This is a genomic window from Corynebacterium sp. CCUG 61414, assembly GCF_024453945.1.
In the GTDB taxonomy this organism is placed as follows: domain Bacteria; phylum Actinomycetota; class Actinomycetes; order Mycobacteriales; family Mycobacteriaceae; genus Corynebacterium; species Corynebacterium pseudogenitalium.
On sequence record NZ_JAGPYU010000012.1, the window covers coordinates 31378 to 55182 of the forward strand.

General features: G+C 61.5%; 19 protein-coding genes, 3 tRNA genes and 1 pseudogene. 11 read left to right on the top strand and 12 right to left on the bottom strand.

The genetic code is table 11. The features are described 5' to 3' along the window. Window positions 1-14: 14 nt before the first annotated feature. The 5 genes from KBX14_RS08605 to KBX14_RS08625 all read right to left on the bottom strand — a co-directional run bounded on the left by KBX14_RS08605 (window position 15) and on the right by KBX14_RS08625 (window position 7938). Window positions 15-3356, bottom strand: a complete 3342-nt coding sequence (locus KBX14_RS08605; RefSeq protein ID WP_256042329.1) for an arabinosyltransferase domain-containing protein — start codon at window positions 3354-3356, stop codon at window positions 15-17. 11 nt (window positions 3357-3367) lie between these two features. Beyond that, complete coding sequence (locus KBX14_RS08610) at window positions 3368-5362, bottom strand: galactan 5-O-arabinofuranosyltransferase (protein ID WP_256042330.1); 1995 nt, start codon at window positions 5360-5362, stop codon at window positions 3368-3370. A 50-nt stretch (window positions 5363-5412) separates the two neighbouring features. Then, entirely contained in the window at window positions 5413-6177 is a 765-nt protein-coding gene (locus KBX14_RS08615) for a decaprenylphospho-beta-D-erythro-pentofuranosid-2-ulose 2-reductase (protein WP_256042331.1), read from the bottom strand. Window positions 6178-6204: 27 nt separating this feature from the next. Then, window positions 6205-7620 (bottom strand): FAD-binding oxidoreductase, encoded by a 1416-nt coding sequence (locus KBX14_RS08620; protein WP_256042332.1) that lies wholly within the window; start codon window positions 7618-7620, stop codon window positions 6205-6207. Window positions 7621-7719: 99 nt separating this feature from the next. Beyond that, window positions 7720-7938 (bottom strand): hypothetical protein, encoded by a 219-nt coding sequence (locus KBX14_RS08625; protein WP_256042333.1) that lies wholly within the window; start codon window positions 7936-7938, stop codon window positions 7720-7722. Between the two features lie 31 nt (window positions 7939-7969). On the opposite strand from KBX14_RS08625, the gene KBX14_RS08630 reads away from it, so the two are divergent. Beyond that, the gene (locus KBX14_RS08630; RefSeq protein WP_070363624.1) at window positions 7970-8413 is read left to right on the top strand and encodes a hypothetical protein; all 444 of its coding nucleotides are present in this window, start codon (window positions 7970-7972) and stop codon (window positions 8411-8413) included. 5 nt (window positions 8414-8418) lie between these two features. Then, a complete protein-coding gene (locus KBX14_RS08635) occupies window positions 8419-8811 on the top strand; it encodes a GtrA family protein (RefSeq protein WP_070363298.1) in 393 nt (130 codons plus the stop codon). Here KBX14_RS08635 and KBX14_RS08640 read toward each other — a convergent pair. After that, the gene (locus KBX14_RS08640; RefSeq protein WP_070363297.1) at window positions 8798-9715 is read right to left on the bottom strand and encodes a glycosyltransferase; all 918 of its coding nucleotides are present in this window, start codon (window positions 9713-9715) and stop codon (window positions 8798-8800) included. The two genes, KBX14_RS08635 and KBX14_RS08640, sit on opposite strands and share 14 nt — an antisense overlap. On the opposite strand from KBX14_RS08640, the gene KBX14_RS08645 reads away from it, so the two are divergent. Continuing rightward, window positions 9714-9998, top strand: a complete 285-nt coding sequence (locus tag KBX14_RS08645; RefSeq protein ID WP_256042334.1) for a hypothetical protein — start codon at window positions 9714-9716, stop codon at window positions 9996-9998. The two genes, KBX14_RS08640 and KBX14_RS08645, sit on opposite strands and share 2 nt — an antisense overlap. 119 nt (window positions 9999-10117) lie before the next feature. On the opposite strand, the gene KBX14_RS08650 is transcribed toward KBX14_RS08645, so the two are convergent. Both KBX14_RS08650 and KBX14_RS08655 read right to left on the bottom strand, forming a co-directional pair. Next, entirely contained in the window at window positions 10118-10906 is a 789-nt protein-coding gene (locus tag KBX14_RS08650; RefSeq protein ID WP_070363296.1) for an ABC transporter ATP-binding protein, read from the bottom strand. Window positions 10907-10922: 16 nt separating this feature from the next. Next, a complete protein-coding gene (locus KBX14_RS08655) occupies window positions 10923-11813 on the bottom strand; it encodes an ABC transporter permease (RefSeq protein ID WP_256042335.1) in 891 nt (296 codons plus the stop codon). A gap of 80 nt (window positions 11814-11893) precedes the next feature. On the opposite strand from KBX14_RS08655, the gene KBX14_RS08660 reads away from it, so the two are divergent. After that, complete coding sequence (locus KBX14_RS08660) at window positions 11894-13159, top strand: aminotransferase class V-fold PLP-dependent enzyme (protein WP_240492758.1); 1266 nt, start codon at window positions 11894-11896, stop codon at window positions 13157-13159. On the opposite strand, the gene KBX14_RS08665 is transcribed toward KBX14_RS08660, so the two are convergent. Beyond that, entirely contained in the window at window positions 13156-14154 is a 999-nt protein-coding gene (locus KBX14_RS08665; RefSeq protein WP_256042336.1) for an NAD(P)H-quinone oxidoreductase, read from the bottom strand. The genes KBX14_RS08660 and KBX14_RS08665 overlap by 4 nt on opposite strands. 62 nt (window positions 14155-14216) lie before the next feature. Between KBX14_RS08665 and KBX14_RS08670 the strand changes: the two genes are divergently transcribed. The 3 genes from KBX14_RS08670 to KBX14_RS08680 all read left to right on the top strand — a co-directional run bounded on the left by KBX14_RS08670 (window position 14217) and on the right by KBX14_RS08680 (window position 14551). Beyond that, window positions 14217-14301: transfer RNA gene (locus KBX14_RS08670), tRNA-Ser, on the top strand. An 81-nt stretch (window positions 14302-14382) separates the two neighbouring features. After that, window positions 14383-14474, top strand: a tRNA-Ser gene (locus KBX14_RS08675). A 1-nt stretch (window position 14475) separates the two neighbouring features. Continuing rightward, window positions 14476-14551 (top strand) — tRNA-Arg (locus KBX14_RS08680). Between the two features lie 73 nt (window positions 14552-14624). Here the strand turns inward: KBX14_RS08680 and KBX14_RS08685 are convergent. Beyond that, a pseudogene (locus KBX14_RS08685) lies at window positions 14625-15662 on the bottom strand (helicase-associated domain-containing protein); the annotation flags it as partial. 114 nt (window positions 15663-15776) lie between these two features. Between KBX14_RS08685 and KBX14_RS08690 the strand changes: the two are divergent. From KBX14_RS08690 to pbp2m, 3 genes are all read left to right on the top strand, one after another. After that, a complete protein-coding gene (locus KBX14_RS08690; protein WP_012360809.1) occupies window positions 15777-16637 on the top strand; it encodes a LysR family transcriptional regulator in 861 nt (286 codons plus the stop codon). Next, on the top strand, window positions 16634-17464 hold the full coding sequence (locus tag KBX14_RS08695) for a serine hydrolase (protein ID WP_012360808.1): 831 nt from the start codon (window positions 16634-16636) through the stop codon (window positions 17462-17464). The genes KBX14_RS08690 and KBX14_RS08695 overlap by 4 nt, the downstream gene beginning before the upstream one ends. A gap of 113 nt (window positions 17465-17577) precedes the next feature. Beyond that, window positions 17578-19359, top strand: coding sequence for a penicillin-binding protein PBP2M (gene pbp2m / locus KBX14_RS08700; RefSeq protein WP_071573654.1), 1782 nt, complete (start codon window positions 17578-17580; stop codon window positions 19357-19359). Window positions 19360-19375: 16 nt separating this feature from the next. Here pbp2m and KBX14_RS08705 read toward each other — a convergent pair whose 3' ends face one another. After that, window positions 19376-19870 (bottom strand): hypothetical protein, encoded by a 495-nt coding sequence (locus tag KBX14_RS08705; protein ID WP_239317643.1) that lies wholly within the window; start codon window positions 19868-19870, stop codon window positions 19376-19378. Window positions 19871-20155: 285 nt separating this feature from the next. On the opposite strand from KBX14_RS08705, the gene KBX14_RS08710 reads away from it, so the two are divergent. After that, a complete protein-coding gene (locus KBX14_RS08710) occupies window positions 20156-20980 on the top strand; it encodes a fumarylacetoacetate hydrolase family protein (RefSeq protein WP_252931173.1) in 825 nt (274 codons plus the stop codon). A 12-nt stretch (window positions 20981-20992) separates the two neighbouring features. Here the strand turns inward: KBX14_RS08710 and KBX14_RS08715 are convergent, their stop codons facing one another. Continuing rightward, entirely contained in the window at window positions 20993-23551 is a 2559-nt protein-coding gene (locus KBX14_RS08715) for a hypothetical protein (RefSeq protein ID WP_256042337.1), read from the bottom strand. Between the last annotated feature and the right edge of the window lie 254 nt (window positions 23552-23805).

Here is a 23805-nt window from a genome sequence, read left to right on the forward strand (position 1 = left end):
CCTCATCTTAGCTGTTAGACCTCCCGAATCTTCATCGGGCCTGGGGTCCACCACCCTGAACGGGTGACCTCTTCGAGCTGGATCTCAGCAAGCGCTGGCACCTCACCGATGGAGTTCGTGCGCAGCTGGTAGCGGGACAGGGAACCCCAGTCGCGCTGCCAGTCGCCCTTCATGTACCCCGGCACCTGGTAGGAGTAGTTCACGGCCTCCGCGGTGGACAGCGCACCGCCGCCCAGGAAGTCCATGAATCCGGACAGCTGCTGCTTACCCGGTGCGTCAGGCATGATGCGGAACTCCGGGATCTCGGTCACGCCAGCGAAGTGGTTGAACGTGCGCTGGCACGGGTACTGGAAGGCCACCGACCAGTCGAGCAGGCCCGGGGTGTCCGAGTCGAACATCTTGTTCAGCGGCTGCAGCGTCGGGTTGCGCAGCGGGGTGACGGCCATCCAGTCGTCTTCCGCAAGGGAGGCGTCCTCGGCGACGAGGCGCACCACGTTTGCCTCCTCGGGCAGGTCCGCGATGGGGTAGCGCAGGTTGCGCCACTTCGGCGTCGGCCCCTGGTCCAGCATTTCTGCCTCGCCCAGGGTCTTTATCGAGCCGTCGTCGCTGCGCACGCCGTACTCCAGCACCAGCTCGGCACCTTCCTTTTCGACGCCATTAATGTCGTGGTGCGCGATCTTGCCAGCCACGGACGTGACCAGCAGGGGGGCGTCGTCACGCTTCTGTGGCAGTTCGAACCAGGTGGTTTCCAGGTAGGCCGTGCGCGTCGCGCGCTCGGCGTATGTGCCCAGCAGCGGGATGCGGTTGAAGTCCAGGTTGAACGGCAGGCGCACCGTCGACCCGTTGACACCGCGCAGCGTGAACGGGCGGTTGCCCTCGACGCTGCGTGCATCCGAGGAGAGCTCAGGCTCCTCGTTTGCATCGGACTGGACGGTCTCGATGGCGGTGTCGTCGCCCGATTTCGTATCCGTGGTGTCGGCGTTGTCGTCCGCGATCGTGGCAGGCACGCCGTCCGGGTGGAACGCGCGGTTCACGCCGGAGTCCAGCGAGCGGCCCAGCGGCACCCCGTCGACGGGGGTGAGGAAGGAATCGTTCGTGTCGGTCTCCAGCAAGATCTCGCTGCCGAGGGCGCAGATGTCACCCTTGAACGTCTTCACGTTGCCCATGCCCACCGAGTAGTTCGGAGTCTGTTCCGCGAACGCCTTCACAAAGGTCAGGCAGGAAAACGCCACCATGAGTACCGCGGCGACGGCGATCGGCGCGGCCATCACGCCCGCCCAGCGCGACGCCGCCGCGCGCTCCCGCACAGAATCAGGGCGCGGCCGCAGCCACTGGACGACGCCCACCAAGGCAATCACCAGCGTAATTCCGAGCAAAACAGTGTTCGCCTCGATGCCCTTCACCTGTGGGTTCTTGTCCCACCACGGCACGCCGAAGGAGGACACGTACCACCACGCGTTCCAGCCCGCCAGACTCAGGGACACCAGGAAGAGCACCGCGGCGATCGCAAAGGAGCGGTTGCGCGCCGACTGCAGCGCAAAGTGAGACAGCACCACCGCGCCGAGTGCTGCGACCACACCGCCGATACCCGCGTAAATACCGAAGTGGTGCGTCCACTTCGTCGGGGTGAACATCAGGAAGAACGTGGACAGCCCGATGATCAGCATCAGGCGCTGCGTCGGCTTCGCAGGCGTGCCTGGGATCGCGCCGTGGCGTGCCATCGAAAACAGGATGAGGACTACGCAGAAGGCGAAGACCAGCATCGGGAAGCGGCGCGACAGCGAGCCGTCGACAGCTTCCTGGAACAGCGTGCCGTAGCGCACCCACTCCGAGTACCAGGACAGCGCCGGGCCGACCTCGCCGCGCACCTTGGTGGCCTCCAATACGGTCGCCAGGGTCTGGTCCTTGAACACCGGCACCATCACGGCGAAGCCCGCCGCCAGAAACGCCGCTATGTACGCGATGCCCGGGGCAATCGCGCGTCGCTTGTTCATGATGCGGAACACCTCAGGCAGGCAGATCAGGAACACGCCCACCGCCGCCAGACCCGTCGGGCCACAGGCCAGCGTGAACGCCGCCACCACCGTGCCCAGCGCCGCCGGGGCCAGTCGCTTCGTGGCGATCGTGCGCTCAAACAGCGCCCACGTCAGCGTCAACCCCATCGCGATAATCGGCTCCGGGCGGGTGCCGTTGTTGTACGGCAGCCAGAACGCCAGGAACACAAACGCTGCAGTCCAGTACGCCATGCGGCGGTCCGCGATGACCGCGCCGAAGCGCGGCAGCAGCTCGCGGGAAATCAGCCACCACACCAAGATGGCGGCCAGCAGCGTCGGCAGGCGCATCCACATCGACGCCGTCGTCACCTTCGCCAACAACGCCAACACGTCATAGAACGGGGAACCGAACGGCGCCTCGGGCACGCCGTACCAGCGGTAATAGTTCGCCATGTAGTCCGAGTCGTTCGAGACCCGCGCCATCGTCAGCAGGAAGCCGTCATCCGAGGTGTTCGCGCCGAACACGTGCCAGAACCCCAGCACCGCCAGCACCACCGCGTCCAGCGGCTTGAACGTGCGCCAACGACGGTTGAACAGCGGGATACGACGCCCATCCAGCTGATCCAGGCGCCACAGCCCCCACAGGCTCACCGCCATCGCGGCCAGCCCCAGCCACATCGCCAGCGACTTCACCAGGGTCGGGCTGGACGTAAAGCGAGAGTTGATCTCGATGTTGGCGGCGAGCCCGGCGTCAATAAGCTGCGCCGACGACTCCTCCTTCAGCTCCGAGTACAACCCACTGAGCTGCGGGCGATAATCATCCTCGAGGACCTCCTCGAAGCTGGTGCCCGGCACCGAAATTTCCGCCTGCTCATCCGTGATGTGCACCCGCAGCTGCTTGTCCGGGCCGATACCCGCCAGCTCGCCGGGGCTCAGCTCGAAGAGCACCTTATTAATCGAGCTGACCACCAGCCCACCATCAGGCGCCGACACAAATAGGCCGCGGTCGGTCGCCTCCTCCGAGGACGCAGGCAGCGTCGACACAATGATGCTCTGGCCCTCGCGCAGGTGACGCGTCGCCTCCAGCGGCACCGTCATGTCAATCTCCTGCGGCGCTAGCGAAATCAGCGGGGCATTCACCGACCCCACCGAGCCGCCTTGCGGCCACTGCACTGACGACTGCACCTGCGTCACAGGCAGCAGCGGCGTCAGCAGCAGCAACACGAAGGCGATGAAGCCGGACACGACGGTCGCAGCCACCAGCTGGCGCGGGGCGCGCCGAGGTTGTTGCGCGCCGGGCGTGCTCGCCGCACTCTGTGGGTTCGCAGGGTTCACGGAATTCACGGATGTCTCAGTTGTCACAGGGGCATACTCTACTTCTCAGGCGTGGCGGCATTGCGAACCACCACGACAAACGGACCAATCTGCTTCGCGTCCCACGTCTCGCGGGGGAACGCCTTCGGGTTAAAGAACAGGCCTTCGTAGCGCACGTTCGGCTCGCTCGGGAAGATGTCGTGGCCGATGTGCGTCTTCCACGCTGCATCCCGGTTCTCGGTGGCGTCGGCGCGGTCTGCGCGCGGGTCTTCGCTCATGGTTCCACGGAAAATGAAGGCCTGCGGCGCCGTCCACTTCGCGCTCTGCATCGCGGCGTCGAGCTCCTCGGGGGCGTCGAAGGAGAGCTTCGCCCACTGCGAGAGCGCCTCGTTGCGCAGGTGGAACTCACCCAGCGGGTTGGCGTAGTGGCTGGTGAACGCGTTGAAGCCGTGGTAGGGCTTGAACGCCATGAAGTTGATCTCATCCGTGTACACCACGGTTTCCCCCGGGGCGTAGCCGTGGGATTGGATGAACTCGTCGATTTCGCCGTAGTAGCGGCCCGGGTCCGGCGGGAAGCGGTCGGCGCGCTCACCGAAGCCGTCGGTGTCCGAATACGCCTGGTCAATGTGCGCCTCGTTGACCGCCGGGATGCGCTGCACGAAGGACAGTGTGCCCGCCGCCATCACGATGATGAGCACCACGGTGATGACGCGCTGCGTGCGCTCCTTGAAATGGCCAGGGTAGTAATAATCGACGCCAGCAGTGCGCAAATCCGCCACCGCGAAAATACCCACGGTGGAAAACAGCAGCATCAACAGCACCTCGATGCGGAACCCCAGCAGGGACGTCCCCAGAAGGGAAGCGAACATGGAGATGAGCACCCAGCCGTAGCAGACTACCGTCATCACGGTGAGCGCCGCCACCTCAGGCACGTGTAGGCGCCCAACCATGAAGATCAGGCCCAGCACCGACAGCACGCCGATGATGGACAGGGAGAAGAACGGCAGGGGGATGATCGTGCCCTGCTCTGGCAGGAAGTGGTTCGCGGTGTGGCGGACGTCGAAACCGCCGAAGGCCGCTTGGTACAGGTACGGAGCCCAACCAATCGCCGCGATGCACAGCGCGCCCACCCCGGAAGCCAAAAGGTGCACGACGGGGCCGCGCGCGAACTTGCGGCGGAACCACAACAGCACCGCGATCACTACAACGGTCAGCGCTGCGATCGCAGTAAACAGGGTGTAGAACATGGCGGAAACGCCCAGGTAGAGCGCCAGCACTACCGTGGCCTGCCAGGAGCCCGTCAACGCCTTGTACGCGGTGACAGCGGCCGCGGGGGCGAAGAGGGCGACGATCGCCGCGTAGGGCTCGTCAGGCGTCTCGGTGAGCACGATGCCCGTCGATACCAAGGCGACCAGCGTCGCCACTGGCAGTGAGCCACACAGCTTGCGCCAAATCGGCACCAGCGCGCACGCCGCGGCAGCCAGGGATACCAGCGCCCACGGCTGGTACACCTCCCAGCCCTCCATACCCAACAGGTGGGCGAGGCGCCCACCGAGCCAGAACCACCCAATCGGGTAGAAGGTGGGCAGGTCCAGGTAGCTCATGTCCTGGTTGGTGGCCACCTCAGTCATCCGGCTCAAGAACTGGGTGCGGAAGCCCTGGTCCACCTGGATGCCGTCCAACCACAGGCGTGTCGACGCCAAAGGAAGCCCCAACGCCGTCATCACCAGACCCGCCGGGGCCAGCCCGCAGACAGCCTGGCACAGAATACGCAGCGGCCGTGACTGGCGTCTGCGTGCCCAGCCCCAACACGCCACCGCCGCACACACAATCACGACGAACGAGCCACCCGTGGACAGGGCGCGCGTCACCATCGAGGTATTAAACGCAGGCAGCGACGTGGAGTGCAGCACGTACCACACCGACAACGTCACCACCGCCGCGCTGGTACCGGCCGCAAGCATGCGCAAGACCGCCGACGTCCATGACACAGCGTCAGGCTCGTAGTCGACGGTCTTGAACTCCAGCGTGGGTTGGATGGATGTATCTGTCATGCACTCAGTTTGGCACATCGCAGCGCATCCACCACGTTCCCCGCCGGGAATTAGAAGTTGAGCTTGCGCATAATCGCCGCTGGGATGTGCTGCAGCACCAAAGAAATCGGGCCGAACAGCTTGTGCACGAACACGCTCGGCTCGCCCTTCAGCGCCGACTCAACGGCAGCCTGCGCTACCTCTTCCTTATCGACGGTCAGCGGAGCCTCCTCCAGCCCATCCGTCATCTTGGTACGCACCTGGCCCGGGCGAACCACAGTCACCTTCACGCCGGAGTCACGAAGTGCCTCACCCAACTGGAGGTAGAAGGCATCCATGCCAGACTTCGACGCGCCGTACACAAAGTTGGAGCGACGCACGCGCTGGCCCGCAACGGAGCTCATCGCGATGATGGTGCCGTGGCCCTGGCGCTTCATCTCCTGGCCCAACAGCACGCCGACGGACACGAACGCGGTGTAGTTCACCTGCGCCGACTCCACGGCTGCCGCCTGGTCCTGCCACAGCTGCTCCTGGTCACCCAGGGTGCCGAAGGCAACCACGGCGACGTCAACATCGCCACCGGAGAACGCCTGCTTGATCACGTCCGGGTGGGACGCGAAATCGGTCGCGTCGAAGTCCAGGACCTCAACGGAGCCTGCACCTGCGTTGGTGACCTCAGCAACGGCGGCGTCGATACGCGGGGAGTTCTTGCGAGCCGCAAGCGTGACATTCGGGTTGCCTCCGCGGGACACGAACTCGCGCACAATGGCGAGGCCGATGTCCGAGGTGCCACCCACGAGCAGAATGTTTTGCGCTTGGCCTACTGCATTCAACATGTGAAAAATCTCCTTCAGTTCATTCAGCTAGTTCAGCTCGAGGCGGCGGGACATGTCGGAAGCGAAGACGCCGGTCGGGTCGATCTCGCGGCGGGTCTTCAGCCAGCCCTCCAGACCTGGGTACATCTTGTGGAACTTCTCCGCCGACGTACGGGACTCCTTCGCCAGGTAGAGGCGGCCACCGAACTCCATCACCTGGTCATCCAGGCGGTCCAGGAACTCGTTGAGGCCCGGGCGGATCGGGAAGTCCACGCAGACGTTCCAGCCCTTCATCGGGTAGGACAGCGGCGCGCGGTTGCCCTCGCCGAACAGCTTGAACACGTTCAGCGCCGTGTAGTGACCGGAGGACTGGATCTGGTAGATGATGTCCTTGAACGGCTCCACAGCGGTCGTCGGCACCACGAACTGGTACTGCAGGAAGCCCGCGCTGCCGTAGCCGCGGTTCCACTCACCGATCAAGTCGAGCGGCTGGTAGAACTGCGTCAGGTTCTTGATGTCGTTCTTGCTCGGGGCGCCCATCATGTAATAGGCCTCGCCGATGGCGGACAGCGTCAGCTTGTTCATGGTCCAGGACGGGAAGATGTCCGGCACCGTCATCAGCTGAGGCGCCTTGAAACGCAGCGGATCCTTCGCCAGCTTCGGAGCGTACTCCTCCAGCTGAGCCAGCGTCGCCAGCGAGCCACGGGAGATGGTGGAACGGCCCGTCTTCGGCGGCGCGGAGATGGCGTCGAACCACGCGGAGGAGTAGGTGTAGTTGACCTCGGAACCATCCGAGTGCAGCGCGATCGTCTCATCCAGCGTGCTGGTGCGATCCGTGTCAGACAGGAAGTACGCGGTCTCCGTCTTGGTCATCTGGATGCGTGCACGCAAGATGATGCCGGTCAGGCCCATGCCGCCGACCGTCGCCCAGAACAGCGTGCCGTCCGGGTCGTCCGCGCTGCCTTCCGGCTCGAGGTGCAGGACGCGGCCGTCCGCCACCAGCAGCTCCATGGAGACCACGTGGTCGCCGAAGGAACCAGCGGAGTGGTGGTTCTTACCGTGGATGTCCGGACCGATCGCGCCACCGATGGTGACCTGGCGGGTGCCCGGCAGGACCGGAACCCACAGGCCGTACGGCAGGGCCGCCTTCATCAGCTGGTCCAGGTTGACGCCCGAGTCCACGTCGACGATGCCGGTCTCCGGATCAATCGAGTGGATCTTGTTCAGCGCGTTGATGTCGATGACCAGGCCGCCACCGTTCTGTGCCGGGTCGCCGTAGGAGCGGCCCAGACCACGGGCGATGACGCCGCGGCGAGCGTGCTCAGGCAGGCTCTCGTTATCCTGCGCGACCTGTGCGACGGCTTGCTTGATGACCTCCACGTCAGGCGTGGATAGCACATGCGCAGTCGACGGAGCCGTGCGGCCCCAGCCGTAGAGTGACTTAAGATTGGTGTGTAGTTCCATCTCTTTCGCTTCTTCTTGTCGTCGTTGCTTCGCCGAAGTGCGAAGACATTCGGTTCGAGTCTAAATGATGTAAGTCGAAAAACCTATAAAAACATCAAACTAAAGGTCCATAAGCTCCCTGATTTCTGCAGGAAGCTCCTCCTGCGACGTAATTTCCGGCTTCCCCGCAGCCTTATGGTCCCGCAGCAGCTCATAGATGCGCCCACGCGACATCGAATCCACAAACGGCAGCTCCTCCGCGAACAGCCTCACCATGTAATCGGACAGCGGCACCTCGACGCGCTGCGCCGCCTCATGAATCTCCTCATGCTTAGTCATGCTTTTCACCCTACTAGTAGCATTGGACACCATGACTGACACGATTCAATCACTTGTCGACGAGCCCACCATCGACTACAACGCCCTCGACGACACCTTCGGCGGCCAGTGCATCCAAGCCGCCTACATCCTCGCCGCCGCCTCCGTCCCCGACTTCACCACGCGCAAAGCGCTGGCCTGGACCCTCCTCGGCGCCGCCAACCTCGCCACCATCGCCGCCTTCAACGCCTTCGACGAGGACCCACGCAACGACCTGACCGCCGTCCTCGAATCCGAACAAGGCGAAGCCGAATCCATCGCCACCACCTGGTTCACCATCGGCGGCATCGCCGTGGCCGCCGTCGGCGCCTTCGCCGCCGGAGTGCAGGCGCAAAAGAAACTGGCAGGCTGGCTGGGCCGAAGGGGCGTCGCAAAGCCCAACGTGGCGATCGGCACCGTCGCAGCCCTCGCATACCTCGGGGCGAAACAACTGTGAGCGCAATGAAGCAGCAGGTGCTGCCATTCCTCATCATCGGCATCGGCTGCGCCGTCATCGACTTCGGCATCACCAACACCCTCGACCAAGCCCTCGACGTCCAACGCGATCTTGCCAAGGCCGTGGGCTGGGTCTTCGGGACCATCTCCGCCTACGTGCTGAACTCCAAGTTCGCCTTCAACGCCAAAATCGACGCCAAAAAAGCCAGCGCCGTGTTCATCCTCTACGCCACCACCTTCGCGGTGCAGATGTTGCTGTGGAGGGTGACGGACGAGCCGTTGTCGTCGCTAGGCTTGCAAGATTCGTGGAAGAACGCCGTGTCCTTCGTCATCGCCCAAGGCGTTGCCACCGTGACCAACTTCGTCCTCCAAAGCAAAGTCATCTTTAAGGACGCCTAAAGTCCTCCCGCGCCCCCATCCGCAGCAGACGCAGCCACTGCAGGAAGCCCTTCGGATCCTTCCGCTCCACCAGGAAGAACCACCCGAAGCGCACCACTTCCTGCAGCTTCATCTTCTTCATACCCTGCTGATTAATGATGTAGCCGCGATTCCTATACGTGAAATACCTTTTCGACTCATTATCCGGCCACTGCGCATGCGCCCTGCCACCCATAATCGGGTGGAACTCGCCCGACCCATCCGGGTGCAAATACTTCGTGGTCAGCGCCGTGCCATACCGCAGCCCCGACTGCGACAAACGCCGGTGATACTCCACCTCATCACCCCGAATGAACAGGCGATAATCCGGCACACCAATCCGCTCCATCGCCTCCGCCGAGATCAACGCCCCATTAAATAAGGACGCATAATCGGGCAAGAACGACCCCTCCAACTCAGCCGTCGTCCGCTTCCACTCCAAGCCCTGGCGCAGGGGAAACGCCAACTTCGCCGGATCCCCAATATTCGCCACGACCGGGCTCACCTCATGCAGCCGGTGCTGCTCCGCCACACGATACAGCTCCTCCAGCACACCGTGATCCGCCGGCCGACCATCGTCGTCCGCGCACCAAATCGCGTCCGCCCCCAACGCCAGCGCCGTCAAAAAGCCATACGCGAACCCGCCAGCACCACCCAGATTCGTCTTCGACGGCAAATACACCGCTCGATCCCCAGCCAACTCCTGCAGCAGTTCCTGAACAGCCTGCTCAGCACCGTTATCCACCACGATCACCCACTGCACCGGGTGCGTCTGGTTCACCACCTGCTCCAGGGAATGCCGCAGCATCTCGACACGCTTATGCGTCACGATCACCGCCGCCGTCGAACCACTACTTTTCAGGTGTGCTGTTCCAGTTCCAGTCATGCCTCATATTGTGCACCATCGGCGGGGCGGGGTGGTGGTGCGTCGGGGAGCGCGGGGTTTTGGGCTGGCGTTGGGTGGTTTTCGCGTGGGTTTTGCGCGGTTTTTGGTTCCGGTCGAGGTGTTAAAGGATTGCGATGCTGGTCGCCAGAAATCAGCCCGGCCGGGTGAAAATGCGCGACCTGCACCGCTCGGTTTTAACCTTGGAGGGGAAACGGGAGGACAGTCTGACAAACAGTCGTTCGACAACCGGCAAAAACTGCAAAGTGTAGTAGGTGGATTGTAGTAATCCTCGAAAATGATTGCGAAAAGGGGATTACTACAATCCTGTTACTCCCATTTGGGCTTCAGAGGAGCTCTGGCCAGCGAAAACCGGCCGAAACCAGCGCCCACCCAGCCCGGCGCCTACTCCGCCTGGAACCGCGTGACCAGGTCGTCGACGTACTGGCCGGCTTCGGGCCCTTCGTAGGCGCCCACGACCTCGGAGACCAGGCCGGCTTTCCTGATTTCGCCTTTGTCCACCCACAGGGCGGTGTTGCACAACTGCGCTAAAAAGTCGTTGGAGTGGGAGGCGAAGACGAGGATGCCGGAGCGCTCGACGAGTTCGGCCAACCGGACGCGGGCTTTGGCCATGAAGGCGGAGTCAACGGCGCCGATGCCTTCGTCGAGGAGCAGGATTTCGGGTTCGATGGAGGTGACCACGCCCAGGGCTAGGCGAACGCGCATGCCGGTGGAGTAGGTGCGCAGGGGCATGGAGAGGTAGTCGCCGAGTTCGGAGAATTCGGCGATTTCGTCCATCTTGGCTTTCATCTGTTTGCGGGTCTGGCCGAGGAAGAGGCCGCGGATGATGATGTTTTCGTAGCCGGAGATTTCGGGGTCCATGCCGACGCCGAGGTCGAAGACGGGGGCGACGCGGCCGCGGACGTCGGCGACGCCGCGGGTGGGTTCGTAGATGCCGGAGAGCAAGCGTAGCAACGTGGATTTGCCGGCGCCGTTGTGGCCGACCAGGCCCACGCGGTCGCCTTCGCGCAGGTGGAGGTTGATGTCCTTGAGTGCTTCGACGACCACGGTGTTGGAGGCATTCTTGCCGATTTTGCCACCGGCGGAGGACATGACTGCCTTTTTGAGTGAGCGGGATTTGGCGTCGAAAATTGGGAAGTCGACGCAGGCGTTGTAGGTGTCGATGGAAACCATGTGTGACTCCTTCTCCTTAGACCCAGTACGGCACGCGGAAGCGCATCTGGCGCATGGCGAGTAGGGCGAGCAGCAGGCCGATGATGGTGCAGACGCCGACGATGATCCAGTGGTAGCCGGCGAGTTCTTGGCCGATCATGGGGGCGCGCACGATCTCGAGGTAGTGGTAGAGGGGGTTGATTTCGGCGAGCATGGCTCGCTTAGCGACGTCGCCGCCTTGCTCCTTGAGCGTGTGGGTGGTCCAGACGATCGGGGTGACGTAGAACAGCAGCTGCACGAGCGCTTCCAGAAGTGGGGCGACGTCGCGGAATCGGGTGGCGATGATGCCGAAGAGCATGGTCACCCACACGCCGTTGACCACGAGGAGTGCCATCGCCGGGATGGCGAGGAGGACTTGCCATCCGAGGTGAATGCGGAACGCGAGCACGAGGATGACCCAGATGACCAGGTTGTGGGCCAGGAAGAGGAGTTGGCGCCATACGAGCCGGTACACGTGGACCGACAGTGCCGACGGCAGCTGTTTGATCAGGCCTTCGTTTTCGATGAAGACTTCCGCGCCGTCCTTGATGCAGCCGGAGATGAATCCCCAGATGATGAAGCCGACGGTGACGTGCGGGAGGAATTCGCGCACGCTGATTTGGAACAGCATGGAGTAGAGGAGGCCGAGGGCGAGCGCCATCACGCCGGTGGCGATGGTGATCCAGAGCGGGCCGAGGGTGGAGCGCCGGTAGCGCTGTTTGATGTCTTGCCAGCCTAGTTGGAGCCAGAGTTCGTGTTGGCCCCATCCGCGGATGAGGTCGCGGAATGCCAGCTTCAGCGTTTTCGACTGTGATTTCGGAGCGTCGTCGTGGTGTGGCTCGGAGGTCATCCTTGCGATGTCGTTTCGGAGCTGGTTTGTATTGTGCACGGTTCATACCCTAGCTTGCGTGTGCGTTGGGCGGTGTTTTGGCAGCATGCTGCGGGTGGGGTGCGCTGCGGTGTTCGGGCGTGCATAATGATTGGAAGTGTTGCCTGGAGGAGGTCGTGGTGTCGTTGCAGTCGTATGACGTTGCTAGTGTGCGTGGGCTGTACACCTCTCTTTCTGACGGCTGGACCTATATGAATGCGCACGACTGCCCGCAGATTCCGGAGCGGGTGTCGGCGGCGGTTGCGCGTTCCTTCCGTATGTCGACGGCGGTTGCACGCCCGGAGCCGCGGGTCGGCTCGCATGCTCGCCCGACTGTCGGTGTGCCCGAGGGGCAAAGTTTTCTTTTCGACGCCCGCTCCGCCATCGCCGACCTGTGCAACGTTTCGCCCGAGCGTGTGGTGTTGGGGCCGTCGCTCCCGGTGTTGTATTCGGCGTTGGTGTTGGCGATGCGCCCGCTGTTTCGGCACCGTTCGTCGGTGGTGGTGTGCAATGCGGATCGCCCGGTGTTGACGGACGCGTTGGCGCGCTGCGCGGAGGATGCGCAGCTGCGTTGGGCGCAGACGGATCTAGCGACTGGCGATGTGCCTGCCTGGCAGTTCGGCGAGCTGGTGGACGGTTCGACGCGCCTGGTGGCGGTCCCTGCTGCGCATGAGGTGCTGGGGTCTGTGGTCCGCGTGGCAGATATTGCGGATACGGTGCGGGATCGTTCCCGCGCGTGGGTGCTCGCGGACGTCTCGGCGTACGCGCCGTATTACCTGATGGACTTCGATAGCTTCGGCGCGGATATTTTGGGCATTGACGTCGCGGAGCTCGGCGGGCCGCAGGTGGCGGCGCTGGTGTTCCGAGATGAGGCGATGTTCGGAAGGCTGGATATGTCGGCGTTGCAGCTCGACGTATCGACGGGCCTCGCCGGCGGGGTGTCCGCCATCGTCGACCACTACGCGCGCCTGGTGGAGGAGCCGGGGCGCCGCAAGACGCGCCGCAACCGGCTGGAGTTCTCGATGGGGCTGACGCAGCGCTACATGCGCGGCCTGCGCGACGACCTGCACACCTTCCTGGGCACGTTGCCGTCGGTGCACATCGTGGGTGTGTCCGGCGAGGCCGCTGAGGGCTCGCGCATGGAGCACACCCCGCGCCTGGTCTTCGGTGTGCACGGCGTGCCGGCAGAGACGGTGCACCAGCGGCTGTTCGCCAACGGCATCGTATCGACGCCCGCTCCGACCACACCGCTACTGCAGGACATGGGCGTGGCCGAGATGGGCGGCGCGGTCGCCGTCGGGCTGGGTCCCTTCAATACGGAAGTGGACATCGAGCAGCTGATCCGCACCGTGGCCTCCCTGGCCTAAGCGGTTTCGACCTCCAGGACTACCTTGCCGGTGTGCTCGCCGGAGTTGAGGTAGGAGTGGGCGCAGCGGGCGTCGATAAGGGGGAAGGTCCGGGAGATGGTCGGTGTGATGTGGCCTGCTTCAATGAGTGGCCACACGTGCTCCACCGTGCTTGCAACGATCGCTGCCTTCATGGGGCGCGGGCGGGCGCGCAGCGTGGTCGCGTGGACGGATTGGCGGCGCGTGAGCATACGGCCCAGGCTCAGCGTGCCCTTCGGCCCGCCTTGTAGCCCAATGACGACGAGCCTGCCGTCCACCGCAAGCGACTTGATGTTGGCCTCCAGATAGGAGCCGCCGATGACGTCCAGGATGATGTCCGCCCAGCCTGCGAGCTCCTCCTCGAAGCGCTGCTCCTTGTAATTGATGAGCCTGTCCGCGCCGAGCTGCCTGCAGTACTCGAGCTTCTCGGCGCTCCCCGCGGTCACGGCGACTTCGCAGCCCATGGCTTTGCACAGCTGGATGGCGAAGGAGCCGATGCCGCCCGCCCCGCCGTGGATGAGCACCTTGTTCCCGGACTGCAACCCGGCGACCATCCCCAGGTTCGACCACACCGTGGCGGCCGCCTCCACAACGCCGGCGGTCTCCGTGAGAGTGAGGTTGGTCGGCTTCGGCGTGAGCTGGCCCTCCGGCACCGCCACGTACTCGGCATAGCCGGCGCCCGCCAGCAGGCAGCCGACTTCCTCGCCCGGCTGGCGGCCGGTCGTGCCCGGATCGGCGATGGTGCCCGCGCACTCCAACCCCATAATTTCCGACTCACCCTTCGGCGGCGGGTACATCCCCTTCGCCTGCATCAAGTCCCCGCGATTCACACCCGCGGCGTGCACTTTCACCAGCACCTCACCCTCCTTCAGCTCCGGGAGGGGAACGGTTGTCAGTTCGAGTGCCTGCGGATCCGAGGTATCAGTCTGGACGATGGCCTGCATAGTCTTCGTGTTCTGTGTGTTCTGTGTGCTCATACCGGGCCAGCGTACTGAATTTTCGCGTTCAGCAAGGGGGTGCTGTAGAATCACGCAACATTGGAGACGTGGCAGAGCGGCCGAATGCACTGGTCTTGAAAACCAGCGAGGGTCACACCTCCAGGGGTTCAAATCCCCTCGTCTCCGCAAGTGAAGGCCCCTTACCGGTTGGTGAGGGGCCTTCGTTTTGTTCCCCGTTCGAGGTGTGTGTACTATGGGCGAAGGTCTGGAGACGTGCCAGAGCGGCCGAATGGGGCTCCCTGCTAAGGAGTTGCCCTCTTTGCGGAGGGCCGCAGGTTCAAATCCTGTCGTCTCCGCCACGCGCCCGTGGCTCAACGGATAGAGCATCTGACTACGGATCAGAAGGTTGGGGGTTCGAATCCCTCCGGGCGCACCAGATCAAACCCCAGTCCACTGTGTGTGGGCTGGGGTTTGTTGTGTTGCTTGTGCCAGTGTCTCAGTGCCAATGGAGGCCCGATCAGGCTGAATACGTCGCCTTCGCGGCCGTCCTCGCGCACCAGGGTGGCGGTGAGCCCCAGACGGCGGCGAGACTGCAGGTCGGAGGTCATGCGGAACACCGGGGCAGGCAGCAGGTGAACCTCGTCGTAAATGATTAAGCCCCAGTCGCGGGAGTCGAACAGCTCCAGCGCCCGGTATTCGCCCTTCGACTTGCGCGTGACCACTTGGTAGGTGGCGATGGTCACGGGGCGGATCTCCTTCTTCTCTCCGGAGTATTCGCCGATTTCATCCTCCGTCAGGGAGGTGCGGCGCACTAGCTCGTCCTTCCACTGCCTGCCCGCGACGGTGTTCGTCACCAGGATCAGGGTGGTGGCCTTTGCCTTGGACATCGCGGCCGCGCCGACCATCGTCTTGCCCGCACCACATGGCAGCACTACCACGCCCGAGCCGCCTTCCCAGAAGCTATCGGCCGCCATCTCCTGGTAGTCGCGCAGCTGCCATTCTTCGTGTTCCTGCGACAGCTCGATGGGGTGTGCCTCGCCGTCGACGTATCCCGCCAGGTCCTCTGCGGGCCAGCCGACCTTCAGCAGTTCCTGCTTGAGCCTGCCGCGCTCGGAAGGGTGCACAACGATCGAGTCCTCGTCGATCTCTGCGCCCAACATGGGCTTGATCTTTTTGTGACGCCGGATCTCCGTCAGCACAGCCCTGTCCGTCGTCTCTAGCACGAGCCCGTGCGCTGGGTGCTTGATGAGCTTCAGCCGCCCGTAGCGATCCATCGTGTCGGCAATGTCGATGAGCAGCGGCTGCGGGGCGGGGAACCGCGAGTAGGTTTCCAGCACGTCCATGATCTGCTCCGCGTCGTGCCCTGCCGCGCGGGCGTTCCACAGCGCCAGCGGGGTGATGCGGTAGGTGTGCACGTGCTCTGGGGCGCGCTCCAGTTCCGCGAACGGTGCCAGCGCGGTGCGTGCCTCCTGCGCCTGTTCGTGGTCGATTTCCAGCAGCACGGTCTTATCCGACTGCACAATGAGCGGTCCGTTTCCAATGCCCACGCTGTGTGTCACTTCCTTTTTGTTTATCGACGCCACCGCGACGGTGTTGCTCAAGCCAAAGACATCATTTTACGCTGCAGTGGTGCGAACTCGTGCTCCACTATACTGAGACCCATGATTGCTCAGACGGGAAATCTGCGCCAATGGCAGTATTTCGTGGCTTTAGCGGAGACCGGTAGTTTTACAGCGGCGGCAGCGCGACTGGGAGTGAGTCAGCCGCCTGTCTCCAATGCCATTAAGCGCTTAGAAGCTGGTGTAGGTACACCGCTATTTATCCGAGGGGCGGGGGAAGTGAAACTAACCGAGGCAGGGTTGACCTTGCTTCCATATGCCCGGGTGATTAATCGCGATCTTCAGACTATGCATTCGATGATTGACGGTATCCGAAGTGGTGCGCAAAGCGGGTTTCGTTTGGCCATCAGTAGTGCGCTTCCAAGCGAGATAGGATCGCGTATTGCAGCAAAGGCACAGCAGCATGATGGAGTAGTTTTGTCGTCACTGCCTTCTGTTGAGATTCTTGCCCGTGTTGAAGAAGGCGCTATTCATGCGGGGCTTGTTCAAGCTCCGGTTCCCTTGGGTACTCACCGCAGTGCGAGGCAGTTTTCTCTGTCACGTGATCTAGTGGTGCCGCCGGGGTATTCAAGGTTGGATAAGACCTTGTCTCAATTGAATCTGCTGGTGGAGAACCTGAATGACAATTCAAGTGCAGCCAGTGGTTTGGCGAGAGAGCTATTTCGGTCGGGTGTGTCTTGCGAAATTAATGATTCAGAGGATGCTCTAGGTAGGGGCTTATTGATTGGAAGAGGGGAGGGGATGTCTTTGGTATTTCGCGGTTTTCACCAGTTTGACAATGCTATTGAGCTTCCTTCCCGTTTCGATTTTTCCGTGGATGTAGTGGTTCGCCGAGGTGGGATGGACAATGGCGCCGAGGCCATGGCGGTCGCCGAAAGAATTTGTCGAAGGATTAACCAATGACTGCACGGATGGAGATGGCCCTGGAAAACGTGTTGACGCGGTCGGGGTGTGAGGGATGGTGGTGTGCATCGCGACTGCACGATGGGGTGACTATCGGACGCAAACAAGACGAGAAAATTACGGTGGCATCCTTATATAAAATCCGGCTCCTCCACCTCACTTTGGAAGCGATTCAACGAGGTGATCTGGATCCTCGTCTTCGTGTTGACGTTGCACCGTCCAAAGGAACTTACGAAGGGTATGGGTTCGCTGCCTTTGATGACGCAGTGAACGTGAGTCTCCGAGACTTAATGAAACAAGTCGCATCGGTGTCAGATAACGTGGCCGCCCACGAGATTTTGCGTCTACTGCCTGCGTGGGCTCGAGAAGCATTTCTTAAACGGTTTCCACCTCATTATGACTTGCAAGATCGGAATAGCTTAGTGACGGCGGAGAAACAATTGCGTCAATATGTTCAATCCCAAGGGGGGAGTAGTACAGATATAGCGTTTTCTGCAGTCTCTTCGTTGGCGGAAATAACTAATGACTTGGAACAGGTTTGGAAAGACGATAGTGCAGCGGTACGTCGATCTATGTGTGAACTCTTGGGGTTGCAGGTGTGGCGTCACCGTGTTCCTTCAGGCTTTCCTCCAAGCGGCGTTGATATCTATGGAAAAACGGGCACTGTAGGACTTCTCCATGGTGAAGCTTCGATTATCCAGGTTGAGGGCGAGGAGCCCATTGTGGTGTCCATCATGCTGAAACAGGTGGTGCCAGAACAAGCAATGAGTACTCACGATGGTGCTATTGGCGAAGTGGCTAGACTGCTCGTGGACGCTCTTCGTTAGAATTTCTGCCACTTGAATACACACTTCTACCATCGCCTATATGTGAATGAAATGAGACAATTGCATTATGTGATATTGGTGGCATCCAATGCGTCTCACTTAACGTCACTCCCATGATGACTAAGCACAATCGTTTCCGTCAGTCGGTGATTGCACTCTGTTCGCTCTCCGCAGTGATGTTGAGCAGCTGTTCAGCTCTACCGTGGGAATCAGACTCAGACGTATTTCTCAAAGCTTTCAACGCGGGAGATGACAGCAAGGCTGCACGGTATCTGGATCATCCAGACCCGGAGCGCGCCCTTCATGAATTTCGGCAGTCACTTCATGGTGTGAAGGTCAACATCGAAAAATCTGATATTTCCAATGGAAAGCAGAATACTCATGTGACTTGGTCCAAAGATGGTGTGGAGTTGGAGAGCAATGGTCGGCTCGTCCTTAGTGGACAGGATGGTAAGCCTCAATGGTTGCCTTCGATCTTCGAAGCTCAGTTGAGCGATGATTCCGCACTCTTTTTTGCTGAAGATAAACAGTACGATCTTCCAATTAAAGATCGCTTGGGCAATGATTATATGACCTGGACGAAAGTTATTCAGGTACGAGGTCGCAAAGATATAGCCTCTAGAGCGCAGGAATTGGCCCAGATTTTTGCACCAGTGTCTCCCACAACGACTAAGGAGTGGATCGAGCAGACCTTGGGAGAGTCTCAGGATGAAGACACCGTGCTCCTCACTTTGAGGCAGGAAGAATTCCGGAAGATACAAGAGCAACTTAGGACCTTTGAGGGAATTTCCACTGTGGAGCAGGGGCGTCTCTTAAGCGTGTCCAAAACTCTTAACTCTCCGATGGATGCTGAATTGAACAAATATTGGGAGTCAGTGCTCGATGCTAATTCAGGATGGTCGATACGCGCTGAGAGTTCACAAGGTATGACGACGGTAGCCTCTGAGCCGCCTCGCCGAGTTCAGCCAATCGTAACCACTCTGGATAACACACTGCAAAGCGCAGCAAAACAAGCAGTGGACAGTGAGCAACGTGCCGCAGTTCTAGTCGTGCTCAATCCTAGAACAGGAGGTGTCCTTGCCGTTGCACAAAATGACAAGGCAAATAACCAAGGGCCAATCGCACTCACCGGGCTATTCCCACCGGGATCGACGTTCAAAACTGTGACCACAGCGGCGGCACTAGAGGCAGGGGCAGTCAGCATGGATGAGGAACTACCTTGTCCTAGCAATATCACCGTCGCTGGACGCAAGATTCCCAACGATCATGACTTCGATCTAGGTAGCGTTCGACTGGAAGAAGCTTTCGCCCAATCATGTAACACAACCCAAGCGGTCATTTCGGATCGTTTGGGAGAAGATGATCTGCAACGGACTGCTTTAGAACTCGGAATTGGCTCCGACTTCGACGTACCAGGGATGACCACACTTACTGGTTCGGTGCCGCGGACACCGGCTGGACCTCCTCGTGTGGAGGCTTCTATTGGACAGGGCGAGGTTCTAGCTAGTCCATTTGGGATTGCGCTCATGCAATCGACTGTCGCTAACGGCGGCTTGCTTGTTCCTCCACAGCTCATTCAAGGCGAACAGACAGTAGTGAATAAACAGGCAGACCAGCATGTCAGCGATACAACTATTCAAAGCCTCCGGACGATGATGAAATCAACAATTGACCACGGTTCAGCTAGGTCGTTGAGTGATCTTAGTGCACTTGGCGGAAAGACTGGTACAGCAGAAATTGATGGCAAGCTTTCCAATGGCTGGTTCGCTGGAACGACAGGGGAATTGGCGATTGCGTCCCTTGTAATCGAAGGAGATTCTTCTCAGCCAGCTGTGGAAATGGCCGGGCGTTTCCTTCGCTCGCCGGATGTTCAGAAATTCTCTGGAATTCAATAAACTTGCGTCATAACCTCTAGCACGGCACGTCCACCGCAGCGATGCGGTGGGGTTGGATCGTGAGGCTCTCCCCGGTGGATTCGAGCACCGCGGAGATGGTGGAGGGGGTCATCATCACGATGGAGATCCAGTCATGGCTGGTGGCACCCGCATAGTCCACGTAGTGCAGGCGCACCTGTGTGCCCGCGGTATAGGCGCGGCGCAGCTCGGACATGATCTCCCGCGGCGAGCGGAAGGTCCGGGTGTCCGAGGCCTTCGTGCCGTCCGCCGGGTCCACGGCGATGGCCTGGTCGTGGGCGCGGCGAAAACCCTCCACGGCGCCGTCGATCTCCGAGGCGATCTCGGTGGAGTCCCCAGTGATGTCCATGATGTTGCGCTGGGGAGTATCCACGCGAGACGGGACACGAGCCGAGTGGGGTTCGGTGGCGGAGCCCTGCTGGAATGCCCTGGTGGCGTCGTCAATCAAATACCGCAGGGACTGGGGAACGGACGAGAGACCGCCGGGGGACATGCGATCCAGGAAGGCCTCGATGTCCTTCCATGGGGCGTCATAGCGCCCAATGGACGTAGCCCTTATTGTCTAGCACTTTCGTGACCTGGTCATATGTCCGGGCCGATTTTTCGTATTGCGTCCTTTGGCACTCAATCGGCTGGGAGGGACACCAAATTCCCTCCCAGCCCATCAGCGAACTGGGAAAACGCCGAGCCCGTTCGCGCGAATTGGCGAATCTGGTGCGCGCGCATATGCGGGCCGGTAGCGTCGTGCGTACACACACGCACCGAAAGGAATCGCACTATGCAACTGATGACACTTCGCCAACCCGGCGGAACCACGACCGCCGCGCGCCGCACCGGGGAAACGACCGCAGTCAAGATTGGCTTTCAAGATGTCGGCGAGCTCCTCGCCCAAGAAAACTGGCAGGAGCTTGCCGCGGCAGACGGGGAGCAGGTCACCTTCCAGGACAAGGACCTGGCGCCTGTTGTGCCTCGCCCGGGCAAGGTTATTTGTGTCGGTCTGAACTACGCGAACCACATCAAGGAAATGGGTCGTGAGCTGCCGAAGGTCCCGACGCTGTTCATTAAGTTTGCTGACGCCCTCACCGGCCCCTATGACGATGTGAACGTTCCCGAATGGGGCAGGGGAGCCCTGGATTGGGAGGGGGAGTTGGCGGTTGTGATTGGGAAGAGGGCGCGTCGAGTAGTAGAGGCGGAAGCGGCTGATTACATCGCGGGCTACGCGGTGGCCAATGATTACACGATGCGCGACTACCAGTACGCCACGTTGCAGTGGCACCAGGGCAAGTCCCTGGAGAAGTCCGCGGGGTTCGGGCCGTGGCTGACCACTCGCGACGAGTGGGCGGGTGCGGGGCAGCTCACGACGCGCCTCAACGGCGAGGTGGTGCAGAACGATTCGACGTCTGACCTGGTGTTCACGCCGGAGTTTCTGATTGAGTACATTTCGCACATTTACCCGCTGAACCCCGGCGACACCATCTTGACTGGTACGCCGGGCGGGGTTGGGCATGCGCGCGATCCGAAGCGTTATGTGGGCGACGGGGACGTCGTCACGATTGAGATTGAGGGGTTGGGGCGCATCTCGAACCGCACTGTGTTCGAGTAGCGCCCGGCGCCCTTACTTCGCTGGGGTGGTGGGGACGACTGGCGCGGTGGTGGTCACTGAGCCGGTCGGCTGCTGGCCCTGGTTGCCGGAGCTGCCGACGGTGATGTCGATGTCCTTGACGTTCGGGATGCAGCTGCGCAGGCCGGCGATCGCCAGCAGGGTCACCACGACGCCGACCAGGCCGCCGCCGACCGCAGTCAGCGTGTTTGCGTCGACGTTGAGGGAGCGGGCGGTGTCGCGGAGTGCGCGGTCAATCGAGTTCTTATCGACGCCCGCAGCCTGAATACCGAGCTGGTTCGACAGTGCAACCGGGATTGCGGCCAGCAGCGGAAGGCCGAGGCCGACCAGGGTCGCGATGCAGCGTGGGTCGGAGATGCCGCCCTCGGCGCCGACGCGCGCGTTCAGGTTCGAGGAGCCGCCATTGCCAGCGCCCTGGCCCTGGCCTTTGTCGCCTTGGCCGCCGCGCTTGGAGGAGCCGCCGCCGGAGCTGAGCGGGATGCCCTGCACGTTCGGGTTCGCGTTATCGGAGACCTTGATGTCTGGGTTGCCGTTGTTGTTGCCGTTGTCCGAAACGTTGACGGTCGGGTTCGCGTTGTTGGTGACCACGACGGTCGCCTTAGCGTTGTCAGAGATCTTCACGTCTGGGTTGCCGTTGTTGTTGGCGTTATCCGAAACGTTCACGGTTGGGTTCGCGTTGTTGGTGACCACGACGTTTGGGTTGCCATTATTCGACGCGTTATCAGAGACGTTGACGGTCGGGTTTGCGTTGTTAGTGACCACGACGGACGCCTTGGCGTTATCCGAGATCTTGATGTCCGGGTTGCCGTTGTTGGACGCGTTGTTGTTCGCGTTATCGGTGATGTTGACGGTCGGGTTCGCGTTGTTGGTCACAACAACGTTTGGGTTGCCGTTGTTGTTGCCGTTGTCGGAGATGTTGACGGTCGGGTTCGCGTTACCCGTGATGGTGACGTTGCCGTTGTCGTGGACCTTGGCGTTATCCGTGACAACGACGCTGACCTGCGGGTTACCGTTGTTGGAACCGTTGTCGGAGATGTTGACCGTCGGGTTGGCGTTGCCGGTGACGGTGACATGGCCGTTGTTGTTGCCGTTGTTTTCGATGCGGATCGCGCCGTCTTCAACCTTGACGATGCCCTCGAGCGCGCCCTTCAGGCTGCCGAGCAGCCCGCCGCCCGAGCCGCCCTTGCCGTCCTCGCCAGAGCCGCCGGACCCACCGCCGCCGAGGAGGCCGCCGAGCAAGTTACCGATAGCGCCGCCGATGCCGCCGGTGCCGCCGCCGATCAGGCCGCCCAGGATTGGGCCGAGAACGCCGCCGACACCCTTCGCGATTTCCCCACCAGTGGTCTGCGGGTTGGTGGCGTTGATGCGGATGGTGCGCTCGACGGTGGAGGTGCCGTCGCTAATTTTGACTGGGAGGTCGAATACGCCCGGGGTGAAGGTGGCGGGTGCGTTGACCTGCACTTCGCCGTTGAGGTTGGTGAACGACCAGAGTGGGTACTTTGCGCCGCTGCGCTCAATCGTGACGTTCTCCGGCAGGGTGAGGCCCGGAACCGGCTTCACGCGCTGCTTCTCGAAGTCGACTGAGTAGATCTTGTTGAAGTCCGGCAGGTCGCCTTCCCACTCGGCGGGAGGCATGGTGTCGGTGAGTTTGACCTTCAGGGTGCCGGAGTACGGCTCGCCTTCCTTCGGCGTGATGGTGACCGGAATATCCGCGCTACCAGCCTTGATGGCGTTGTTGAAGGTGATCTTGTTCCACGGCTTCCCGATGGTCAGGTTGCCCTCCGCATCGACGGTCACCGGCCAGCGCGTGGTGCTATCCCAGTAGGTCGACGCGATCTTGTCGCCGGGCTCGAGCTTGGCGTCGGGCACGGGCACGGTTTCTTTGTTCCAGAAGTTCTCGGCCTCGTAGGTCTTGTCGAAGTCAAACTTCGGCGCCTCAGGGGCTGGGGCTTCCTCGCTTGTCGACGGCCCCTCCGACTCGGCTGGTGCTTCCGGTTTGGAAGACTCGGATGGTGCCTCCGGTTCGGAGGACTCAGACGGTGCCCCGGACTCAGCCGTGGTGGTTTCCGGCGTGGTGGTTTCTGCCGGGGTCGTCTCCGGAGTGGAGGTTTCCTCTGCTGGCTTTTCGTCCTTGACGGCGATCTTCAGCGTGGCCTCGTAGGGCTCGCCGGAGGCCGGGGTGACCTTGATCGGGATCTCGACGGTCTTGCCGACCTTGCTGCTGAACGCCAAGCCGTCGCTCGGGCGCCCGACGGTCAGGACGCCGTGGTCGTCGAAGGTCACCTTCCACCGGTACGTGCCGATCGTCTTCCAGTTGTAATAGGTCTCTACCTTGTCGCCCGGGTTCAGGGCGATGTCTTTGAGCGGGACCGAATCAACGTCCCAGAAGTTGACCTCTTCTGGCGTGTCGAAGTCGGATGCCTGCGTCGCCACTGTCTGGGCGTGGGCTGCGGGGAGGTCGGACGTCGAGACGCTGACGAATGGGGCGACCAGCGCGATCGAAAGCGCACCGGCGGCGATAGAGATGCGCTTTGTGCGCGTGCTGTATGCCATAAACTTGTCCTTTGCTCAAGAGCGGAAACGCTGCACTGGACCTGCAGCACAGGTATGTCACAGATTGATATCGTTTCTGTCCAGTAAAACTTAACATTCTCACCCCCGCCCAAGGCTAGGGATGGAAAGGGATAGGCAAAACATGCAGGTAGTTCGCTTTACAAAAAGGTGCGCTATTCCACCTCCGGGGGTAAGTGCGGCTACGCTTGCAATGCTTGACTTGGCCAATCGCGGTGAGGTGAAAGGACGTGGAG